Source organism: Halomonas sp. 707D4 (genome assembly GCF_024158685.1).
GTDB lineage: Bacteria > Pseudomonadota > Gammaproteobacteria > Pseudomonadales > Halomonadaceae > Vreelandella.
This window is the reverse complement of the sequence record NZ_JAMZBD010000104.1, coordinates 1-8,297: the sequence shown is the minus strand read 5'-3', so window position 1 is coordinate 8,297 and position 8,297 is coordinate 1. Positions and strand designations below refer to the sequence as shown.

Below are 8,297 nucleotides of genomic sequence, written 5' to 3'. Positions count from 1 at the left end.
GCCCGGTGCTCTGGCGCACGATCAGCCGGGTCTCCAGCACCTGCTGGCGCTCGACCGGCTCATCGCGGATCAGCCCCAGCAGCAGGCGCATCGCGGCCTGGCCGATCTGCGCCCGGGGCTGGCTGATGGTGGTCAGCTCCGGGTCGCAGTACTCGCTCAGGCGAATGTCGTCGAAGCCGATGATCGACACGTCGCGCGGCACCTCGAGGCCTAGCTGGCGCGCGGCCTTGAGCACGCCGATGGCCATTTCGTCGCTGTGGCAGAAGATCGCCGTCGGGCGGGTGTGCGACGGCGTCAGCAGCGCAAGCCCCTGGGTATGGCCGGAGTGGACGCCGAAGTCGCCGGCCAGGGTCTGCGCGCCGCCCGCGAGGCCGTGGGCGGCGAGCGTGTCGCTCACACCGCGCTCGCGTTCGCGGCAGATCGGGTTGTGGACCGGCCCCGTGAGCGTGGCGATACGGCGATGGCCGAGGGCGACCAGGTAGTCGATCGCCTGGCCGGCGGCGCGGTAGTTGTCCACCGTGACCGTGGGCAGGTCCCGGTCATCGAAGAACTCGCAGGCCATGACCAGCGGAAAACGCCCGCGGCGGCGGGCGTCGTCGAGCAGGGCGGGCGGCACGTCGGCGGTGAGCAGCAGCACGCCGTCGGCCTGGTTGGCGGGCAGCAGGTCGAAGTAGGCGCCGGCGCGGGCCGGATCGCGTTCGCAGTCGCCGATCAGCACCCGGTAGCCGGCCTGGTGGGCGACGTCCTCGATGCCGTTGATGATCTCGGAGAAGAACGGGTTCGAGATATCCGGCAGCAGCGCCACGATGGTGCGCGACTCGCGCCGGCGCAGGCTGCGCGCGGCGCCGTTGGGGGTGTAGCCCACCTCGGCGATGGCGCGGGCGACCCGGGCGCGGGTCGCCTCGCTCACCTTGTCCGGGGTGGCCAGTGCGCGCGACACCGTGGCGGTGGAGCAGCCGGCAGCGCTTGCGACTTCCTTGATCGTACTCATGGCAGGGCATCTGGGTTGAAGGGGCGCTAGCTTAGCGCGGCAGGCGGCGACGGTAACGTCTTCGTGGCGCATATCGCGGCCATCACGATTGTAAACGATTACATCATCGGATCGAAAAAGACAGCGCCGCGTATCAGAAATATCTGGCGATGGCCGTTTTGGGGCGCTTTTTCTTCATACTTTGGTCGCTGAGGTTTGCTTGCGGCTATCCGTATATCCTCATTGAATCATTGGCTTGTCGATTTTCAGGTACAGCGTGGCCGCATCGCGCCCGCTTGACCGTTTCCCATCGCTTTGCTGCAATGTAATCCATTACATTGGGCTCTCGAGTCTGACTTTCATAACGACAATCACAACGACGATTACAACGACAACGCGTCAGGAGAACCCATGAAGACCATCAAGGGTCCCGCCCTCTTTCTAGCGCAGTACGCAAGCGACGAGCCGCCCTTCGATACCCTCGATGCCATCGCCGGTTGGGCGGCGTCCCTGGGGTTCAAGGCGGTGCAGATTCCGAGCTGGGACACGCGGCTGATCGATCTCGAGCGCGCCGCCCATGAGCCCGACTACTGCCGCGAGATCAAGGCGACGCTTGCCCGCCACGGGCTCTCGATCAGCGAGCTTTCGTGTCATCTGCAGGGCCAACTGGTCGCGGTGCACCCCACCTACGACAGTCTCTTCGACGGCTTCGCCCCCGCGCACCTGCACGGCGACCCGCACGCCCGCCAGGCCTGGGCGGTGGAGCAGCTCATGCTCGCCGCCCGCGCCAGCGCCAACCTGGGGCTTGCTGCCGTGGGCACGTTTTCCGGGGCGCTTCTGTGGCCGTTTCTCTACCCCTGGCCGCAGCGCCCGCCGGGGCTGGTCGAGGAGGGCTTTGCCGAGCTCGCCAAACGCTGGCGGCCGATTCTCGACGCTTACGAGGCGGCCGGGGTGGATCTGTGCTTCGAGATCCACCCGGGGGAGGATCTGCACGACGGCGCCACCTTCGAGCGCTTTCTGGCGGCGGTCGATCATCATCCGCGCTGCCATATCCTGTACGACCCGTCGCACCTGCTGCTCCAGCAGCTCGACTATCTCGGCTTTCTCGACCGCTACCGCGAGCGCATCCGCATGTTTCACGTCAAGGACGCCGAGTTCACCCCGTCGGCGAGCCAGGGCGTCTACGGCGGCTATACGTCCTGGGCCGAGCGCGCCGGGCGCTTTCGCTCGCTGGGCGATGGTCAGGTCGACTTCAAGGCGATCTTCTCGAAGCTCGCCCAGTACGACTTCGAGGGCTGGGCGGTGCTCGAGTGGGAGTGCGCGCTGAAGCACCCGGAGCAGGGGGCGATGGAGGGCGCACGCTTCATCGCCGAGCACATCATTTTCGTCACCGACCGGGCGTTTGATGACTTCGCCGACGCCAAAACCGACCGCCACGCCAACCGCGCGCTGCTGGGACTCGAGCCCTGCGCGCCCGACGCCGGAGCCCGCCATGAGTGATTCGCCCGTTTCACGACGCCTGCGCGTGGCCATGGTCGGCGGCGGTCAGGGCGCGTTCATCGGCGCGGTGCACCGGATGGCGCTGCGCCTGGACGACCGCTTCGAGCTGCTCGCCGGGGTCTTCTCCTCGCAGCCCGAGCGCAACCGGCAAAGTGCCCGCGAGCTTCACATCGCGCCCGAGCGCTGCTACGCCGACGTGGCCGCGCTGATCGACGGCGAAGCGGGGCGCGAGGACGGCGTCGAGGCGCTGATCATCGTCACGCCCAACCACCTGCACTTCGACGCCGCACTCGAAGGACTCGAAGCGGGGCTTCACGTGGTGTGCGAAAAGCCCATGACCCTGACCGCCGCCGAGGCGGAGCGGTTGAAGGCCGCGGCGGCCCAAAGCGCCGGGCGTTTTCTGCTCACCCACACCTACGCCGGCTACCCGATGATCCAGCACGCCCGCGAGCTGATCGCGAAAGGCGAGCTTGGCGCGCTGCGCCACGTGCAGGTGGAGTACGTGCAGGAGTGGCTGAGCGTCGCCCAGAATGAGGACAACCGCCAGGCCGCCTGGCGCACCGACCCGGCAAAGGCCGGCGCGGCGGGGTGCCTCGGTGATATCGGCGTGCACGCCTTCCAGCTGGCGCAGTTCGTCACCGGCCAGAAGGTGGCCGGGGTGAGTGCTTCGCTTTCCACCGCGGTGGCAGGGCGCGCGCTCGACGACAGCGTGCAGGCGCTGCTGCGCTTCGAGAATGGCGCCAGCGGCATGCTGTGGGCGAGCCAGTGCGCCCCGGGGTTCGAAAACGAATTGACCCTTCGCATCGTGGGCGAGAAGGCGAGTTTGCAGTGGGCCCAAGAGAGCCCCAACGCGCTCTGGCTCAAGCCGCTCGACGCCCCGAGCCAGCGCCTGACCCGGCGCAGCGACGCGGTGAGCGAGTCGGTGGCGCGCAGCATCCGCCTGCCCGGCGGCCACCCAGAGGGCTACATCGAAAGCTTCGCCAACCTCTATCAGGGCTTTGCCGATCAGGTGCAGGGCGGCGCTCAAACATGGCTGCCCGGCATCGAGGACGGCGTCGACGGCATGCGTTTCATCGAAGCGGCGATCGCCTCCAGCGACAGCGACGGCGCCTGGACGGCGCTCGATGGCGAGGGTGGGCGCGATGGCTGAGCCACTGCTGCGCCTCGAGGGCATCGGCAAGTCCTTCGGCCCGGTGACGGTGCTCGAGGGGATCACGCTCGATATCGCCCAGGGCGAGGTGCTCGGCGTGCTGGGCGAGAACGGTGCCGGCAAGTCGACGCTTCTCAAGATCATCAGCGGCATTTATACGCCGAGCACCGGGCGTATTCTGATCGACGGCCAGCCGTTCACGGCGCTGGACCCGATCGGCGCGCGGCGCCTGGGCATCGCGATGATTCCCCAGGAGTTCAACCTGGTGGCCTCGCTCAAGGTGTACGAGAACGTCTTTCTCGGCCAGGAGCTTCGCCGCGGCGGCTTTCTCGACCATGCCCGCATGCGCGAGCGGACCCGGACGCTTCTCGAGTCGCTCGAGGTGCATCTCGACCCCGACCAGACCATCGAGCGCTCGAGCGTGGCGCAAAAGCAGATGGTCGAGGTGGCCCGCGTGCTGGTCAACGACGCGCGCATCGTGATCCTCGACGAGCCGACCACGGTACTGACAAGCCACGAGACCGCGGTGCTGTTTCGCGTGGTGAAGGCGCTGGTCGCCCGGGGCGTCACGGTGCTGTTCATCTCCCACAAGCTCAAGGAAGTGAGGGAACTCTGCGATCGCCTGTTGATCCTGCGCGATGGGCAGTTGGTCGAGCACTGCGCGGTGGCCGGCATGGACGAGGAGGCGATGGCGCGCAAGATGGTCGGCCGGGAGCTGTCGCGGATATTTCCCGACAAGCCCGAGGCGCCCGAAACGCGCGGGGCGCCTGCGCTCGAGGTGCGCGGGCTGTGCCTGACGGACGTGCTCCACGATATCGACTTCGCGGTGCACCGCGGCGAGGTGCTGGGCCTGGCCGGGCTGGTCGGCGCCGGGCGCACCGAGATCGCCGAGACGCTCATGGGGCTTCGGCGCAAAAGCGCCGGCGAGATCCTCGTCGACGGCGCGCCGGTCGCCTTCACCTCGCCTCGCCAGGCGCACGCAAGAGGGCTTGCGTATCTCTCCGAGGATCGCCAGGGCAAGGGGCTTCAGCTTTCGTTCAACGTGATGCAGAACGTCACCGACCTGAGCCTTGCGCGCTACGTGCGCGGGCTGATTCGCCACGGCCAGGAGCGGCGTCGCGCCGAGGAGTACCAGGCCAGGCTTTCGATCAAGGCCGCGCGCCTCACCGCCCCGGTGGGGCTTCTGAGCGGCGGCAACCAGCAGAAGGTCTATTTCGCCAAGCTGCTCGACATCGAGCCGGAGATCCTGCTGCTCGACGAGCCCACCCGCGGTATCGACATCAGCGCCAAGCAGCAGATCTATCGCCTGATCCGCGAGCTGACCGCCCAGGGCAAGGCGGTGGTGGTGATCTCCTCGGAGCTCGAGGAGATCATCGGCCTTGCCGACCGGGCGCTGGTGATCCGCCAGGGGCGGGTGGCGGCCACGCTCGAAGGCGACGACATCAATGAAGAGCGCATCATGCTCTACGCCGCCGGCGCCTGGGAGGCGGGCACCGAGCCCGAGCCAGCGCAGGAACCCTCACAAGGAGCGCGCCCATGAGTCCGCTTTCCCAACGCACCACGCCGCTGGCCCAGCGGTTTCGCAACCTGCCGATCAGCGGGGCGATTCTCGCCCCGCTGGTGGCGCTGGTCGTGCTGTTCGTCATCTCGTCGCTGGCGAGCGAATACTTTCTCAACACGCGCAATCTCTCCAACGTGCTGCGCCAGGTCTCCTACACCGGCATCATCGCCATCGGCATGACCTTCGTGATCATTGCCGGCGGCATCGATCTCTCGGTGGGGTCGATGGTGGCGCTGGTCGGCGTGGTCGTGCTCTACGTGCTCAACACCATCACCGACCCCTTCCAGGCGGTGATTCTCGCCATGCTCGCCGCGCTGGTGGGCGGGGCGCTGTTGGGGCTCTTCAACGGGCTTCTGGTCACGCGCGGGCGCATCGCCGCCTTCGTGGTGACCCTTGCCACCATGTCGATCTTTCGCTCGCTGGCGCTCTACTTCACCGACGCCGCCGAGGTCAGCACCCGCAACCCGCTGTTTTCGAGCGTGGGCGGTGGCTTCGTGCTCGGCCTGCCGATTCCGGTGTGGACGTTCTTCGCCCTGGCGATCGTCTCCCACGTGCTGCTGTTTCACACCGCTTACGGCCGCCACGTCTGCGCCGTGGGGGCCAACGCCCAGGTGGCGCGCTACTCGGGGATTCGCGTCGAGCGTGTGGTGCTCTCGACGTTTCTGATCGCCGGGGTGTGCGTCGGGCTTTCCGCCATCATGCTCACTTCAAGACTCAACTCGGTCAGCCCGAGCGATGCGGGCTACTTCTTCGAGCTCGACGCGATCGCTGCGGTGGTGATCGGCGGCACCGCGCTTTCCGGCGGGCGCGGCACCGTGTGGGGCACGGTGATCGGCGCTTTGATTCTCGGCATCATCAACAACATGCTCAACCTGACCGGCGTTTCGCCCTACCTGCAGGGATTGGTGAAAGGCGCGGTGATCCTGCTGGCGGTGCTCTTGCAGTACAAGCGCGCGCCTTGAACCAGGGCCGGCACGCCGGCCATCGCGGGCAAGGCCGGGCCTTGCCCATTACGCACGCAAACGGGGTAACAACAATGACACTCAAACGCGTATTGCAAAAGACGGCGCTGGGCGCGGCACTGGTGGGCACCGCGCTCACCGCCAGCGCTCAGGAGTACACCATCGGGGTGACCGTGCCCGCCGCCGAACACGGCTGGACCGCGGGGCTTTCCTGGTGGGCCCAACAGGCCACCGAAGAGCTCGCCGAGAAGCACCCGGACGTGAACTTCACGGTGCTCTCCGCCAACTCCGGTACCGCCCAGGTCGCCAACGTCGAGGACCTGATGATCCGCAACCTCGATGCGCTGGTGATTTTGCCCTACAACCCGGCCACGCTGCAGGCGGTGATTTCCGAGGCCTATGAAGAGGGCATCTACACCGTGGTGGTGGATCGTGAGCTCGAGACCCCGGCGCAGAACGTCTTCATCGCCGGCGACAACCCGGGGCTTGGCGAGCAGGCGGCGCGCTACATCGCCGAGGAGCTCGGCGGCGAGGGCAATATCCTGGTGCTCGAGGGCCCGCCGATCCCGATCAACAGCCAGCGCGTCGACGCCTTCAACCGGGTGATGGAGAACTATCCGGGTATCAACATCCTCGCCTCGCAGAACACCGACTGGAACGCCCAGCAGGCGCTGAGCGTGACCGAGGACCTGCTCGGCAGCAACCCCGAGGTCGACGCCATCTGGGCCGGCGACGACGACGTGCTGATCGCCGCCCTGCAGGCGATCGAGGAGAACGACCGCGACGACATCCAGCTCGTGGTGGGCGGCGGCGGCTCCCAGCGGGTGATCGAGATGATTCGCAGCGACCACCCGATCGTGAAGGGCACCGTGACCTACCCGCCGAGCATGATCGCCTCGGCGATCGCGCTGGCCGTGCACGGCGTGAAGGGCGAGCGGCTGGGCGACATGTACCACGGCGTGCCGTCACGCATGATCCTCGCCGCCGACCTGATCACCGCCGACAATGTCGAGGAGTATTTTGAGCCCGACGCCGCCTACTGAGCGGTACCCTCGCAACGCCTCGTGCGCTCGCGCGTACGGGGCGTTTTCACGCCAGATCCGCAGGCCGGTCGATATCCAGGTGCACGCCCGGATCGTCGACGGGCACCCGGCAGCGGTGCGCGGCGTGGGCCGCGAGCACTGCCCGGGCACCATCGCCACCGCAAAGCGCGGCGAGCGCCGACCAGAAGCGGCGACCGAAGATCACCGGATGCCCTGGCGCCTCCCGATAGAACGGAACGACGATCCGGTCGAACGCGGCCTGCTGACGAAGGGTGTTCAGCGTCTCTAGACGCAGGTAGGGCATGTCGCCGAGCAGCACGGCAGCGGCCTCGACGCCTTCGAAGGCGGAGTCGCGCGCAAGCTGCGTGAACGCCTCGCCGATGCTCGCCCCCAGCCCGTTTCGGGCGCGCGTGATGCGGATCAGCTCGCGCTCGTCGAAGCCTTCCAGCGTATCGTCGCTGCGCACCGCGATCCGCACCACGGGAAAGGCCCGCCGGGCATTGTCGACGCTTTGCGCCAGTAGCGTGCTGGCGCGAAGCGGCGCCAGGCGCTTGTCCGCGGCGCCGAAACGCCGCGAATAGCCCGCCGCCATCACCAGCGCGACGACGGATTCACAGCTCATCGAGCGCTTTGCCGTGCTGTACGCGCACGATATCCGCCATCACCGCCAGCGCGATCTCCGCCGGGGTCTTGCTGCCGAGCGCAAGACCGATCGGCATGTGGATGCGCGCGATCTGTGCGTCACTCAGGCCACCCGAGCGTTTGAGCCGTTCGGCCCGGGCCTGAGAAGTGCGCTGTGACCCCATCACGCCGATGTAGAACGCCTGGGTACGCACTGCTTCCATCATCGCCAGGTCATCGATGCGCGGGTCGTGGGTGAGGGCCACCACGGCGGTGGCGCCGTGGCAGGTGCGATCCGAAATGAAAGCCGAGGGCAGGGTGGCGTGGACTTCCACGCCGGGCACGTCGAGCGCACGGCAGGCGGCCTCGTCCGGGTCGCAGACGATCACCTCGAAGCCGAGCGTCACCGCAAAGGCCGCGCAGGGCGCGGTGATCGGCGAGATGCCGGCGATCACCAGCCGGTGGGCCGGCGAGACGCGAAGCTCGATGA

At 67.6% G+C, this 8,297-nt stretch carries 8 protein-coding genes; 5 read left to right on the top strand and 3 right to left on the bottom strand.

The genetic code is table 11. The features are described 5' to 3' along the window. Positions 1-991 (bottom strand): LacI family DNA-binding transcriptional regulator (locus BIS11_RS06500; RefSeq protein WP_253585844.1); only part of this gene is annotated, 991 nt, incomplete at its 3' end. A 390-nt stretch (positions 992-1,381) separates the two neighbouring features. Between BIS11_RS06500 and BIS11_RS06495 the strand changes: the two genes are divergently transcribed. From BIS11_RS06495 to BIS11_RS06475, 5 genes are all read left to right on the top strand, one after another. Then, complete coding sequence (locus BIS11_RS06495; RefSeq protein ID WP_253420437.1) at positions 1,382-2,470, top strand: sugar phosphate isomerase/epimerase; 1,089 nt, start codon at positions 1,382-1,384, stop codon at positions 2,468-2,470. Continuing rightward, positions 2,463-3,620 carry a Gfo/Idh/MocA family protein gene (locus BIS11_RS06490; RefSeq protein ID WP_253420439.1) on the top strand — a complete coding sequence of 386 codons (1,158 nt, stop codon included), beginning with the start codon at positions 2,463-2,465 and terminating at the stop codon, positions 3,618-3,620. Before BIS11_RS06495 ends, BIS11_RS06490 begins: the two co-directional genes overlap by 8 nt. Beyond that, positions 3,613-5,160, top strand: coding sequence for a sugar ABC transporter ATP-binding protein (locus tag BIS11_RS06485; RefSeq protein WP_253420442.1), 1,548 nt, complete (start codon positions 3,613-3,615; stop codon positions 5,158-5,160). Before BIS11_RS06490 ends, BIS11_RS06485 begins: the two co-directional genes overlap by 8 nt. Next, positions 5,157-6,143: an ABC transporter permease gene (locus BIS11_RS06480; protein ID WP_253420444.1), complete on the top strand. Its 987-nt coding sequence runs from the start codon at positions 5,157-5,159 to the stop codon at positions 6,141-6,143. Before BIS11_RS06485 ends, BIS11_RS06480 begins: the two co-directional genes overlap by 4 nt. Positions 6,144-6,217: 74 nt before the next feature. Next, on the top strand, positions 6,218-7,186 hold the full coding sequence (locus BIS11_RS06475; RefSeq protein WP_253420447.1) for a substrate-binding domain-containing protein: 969 nt from the start codon (positions 6,218-6,220) through the stop codon (positions 7,184-7,186). 46 nt (positions 7,187-7,232) lie between these two features. Here the strand turns inward: BIS11_RS06475 and BIS11_RS06470 are convergent, their stop codons facing one another. Continuing rightward, on the bottom strand, positions 7,233-7,808 hold the full coding sequence (locus tag BIS11_RS06470) for an NTP transferase domain-containing protein (RefSeq protein ID WP_253420450.1): 576 nt from the start codon (positions 7,806-7,808) through the stop codon (positions 7,233-7,235). Further along, positions 7,798-8,297, bottom strand: a 500-nt coding sequence (locus BIS11_RS06465; RefSeq protein ID WP_253585843.1) for an XdhC family protein, incomplete at its 5' end; no start/stop codon positions are given. The genes BIS11_RS06465 and BIS11_RS06470, both read right to left, overlap by 11 nt.